Genomic DNA, 1,165 nt, shown 5'->3' on the forward strand with positions numbered 1-1,165 from the left:
AGAGAATCAAAGGATAGTTAGGCTGAGCAATGCTCAGCCTAACTATCCTTTAGTTTATTGATAATTTTTCTTATTTATCTGCGAAATTTTTCCCCATACTTAAACTGTGCTCCAACCGTCAAAATGTTGGCTAATCAGATGTCAATAACTATTTTTTGAAGCTTGCTGTGACCAAAAATCTTCCCACCAATTATTAGCTCGAATTACTCTTAAAGCCAACATGGGATTAATAGTATTTGGGTGCCATGTAGCACCTGGTATCTTTAAACGTTTTTGCGGAATATAACGATGGGCGCTTTCAATTTCTCCTGAACCAATGGGTAATCCAATGTATCGAAAAATTCGATACTTACAGGCATCCTTAAACCGCTCCAGATAATTACACAAATTGTCTAAAACCTGCGTCTTTTTGTCTGGTTGACAATAGCGTTTAATGAATTTAATCGCTCTTTTTACTTGGTTTTGTTCGATTAAGTTAAGTATATGTTCTACCCACAATTTTCGATGAAATCCAGTTAATCCTAAACAATCAGCTCCTTGATAAATATGTTGTTTCAGATGAGCGCGGTCAAGAATAAATATCAGCTTCGGAAATTCCGATTCTAATGCCGATCTCAGTCCATTACCGCCATCTGCAACTGCGTAAACTTGTGAAGAGCTAGTCATTCCTATCAAATAGGCAGCACTTTTGAGTTGCCCGACTACAGGTGGATATTTGTCCATTCTCGCCACATAAATTCGCTGTTCTTTATTAGTAACTGGACGAACAAAACCGACTCTAACTTCTCGCCAATCGATTTGTCGAGAACACTTCTTCAGTTGGCGTTTACTGGTTAATTCCGCTTTGTTTGAAGTTATATTCATCCCAGTTCTGACGTGGGAGCCATCTAATTCTACCAGTATTCTGTAGCAAATATTATCTGGTGCCTGCGGTTCAGATCTAGCAGTTTCTTTACCTAACTTAGCTATTACATACTGCTCGGCTTTTTGAGCGATATTTTCTACTTCTCTCCTAGAACTTTTCTTAATTAATTAGGGTAGTCAGGCTGAGCATTGCTCAGCCTGACTACCCTTTGATTCAATCTTATCCTCATGATTATTGTCTCAAATTTTACCTCCTCTTAAGATTAGCGATCGCACCCACCAACTACTTTTGACCACACCC

Annotated in this window: 1 protein-coding gene; it reads right to left on the reverse strand. The window is 38.5% G+C overall.

All coding sequences use genetic code 11. The features are described from left to right. Positions 1 to 141 precede the first annotated feature (141 nt). Positions 142 to 864 (reverse strand): hypothetical protein, encoded by a 723-nt coding sequence (locus IQ264_RS32510; RefSeq protein ID WP_193986924.1) that lies wholly within the window; start codon positions 862 to 864, stop codon positions 142 to 144. Positions 865 to 1,165: the final 301 nt, after the last annotated feature.

The sequence above is a fragment of the [Phormidium] sp. LEGE 05292 genome, assembly GCF_015207735.1.
Classification (GTDB): Bacteria; Cyanobacteriota; Cyanobacteriia; order Cyanobacteriales; family Aerosakkonemataceae; genus Floridanema.

Excerpts from the sequence above, each read along its gene's own strand:
- IQ264_RS32510 (WP_193986924.1), bottom strand. The coding sequence starts at position 864 with ATGAATATAACTTCAAACAAAGCGGAATTAACCAGTAAACGCCAACTG.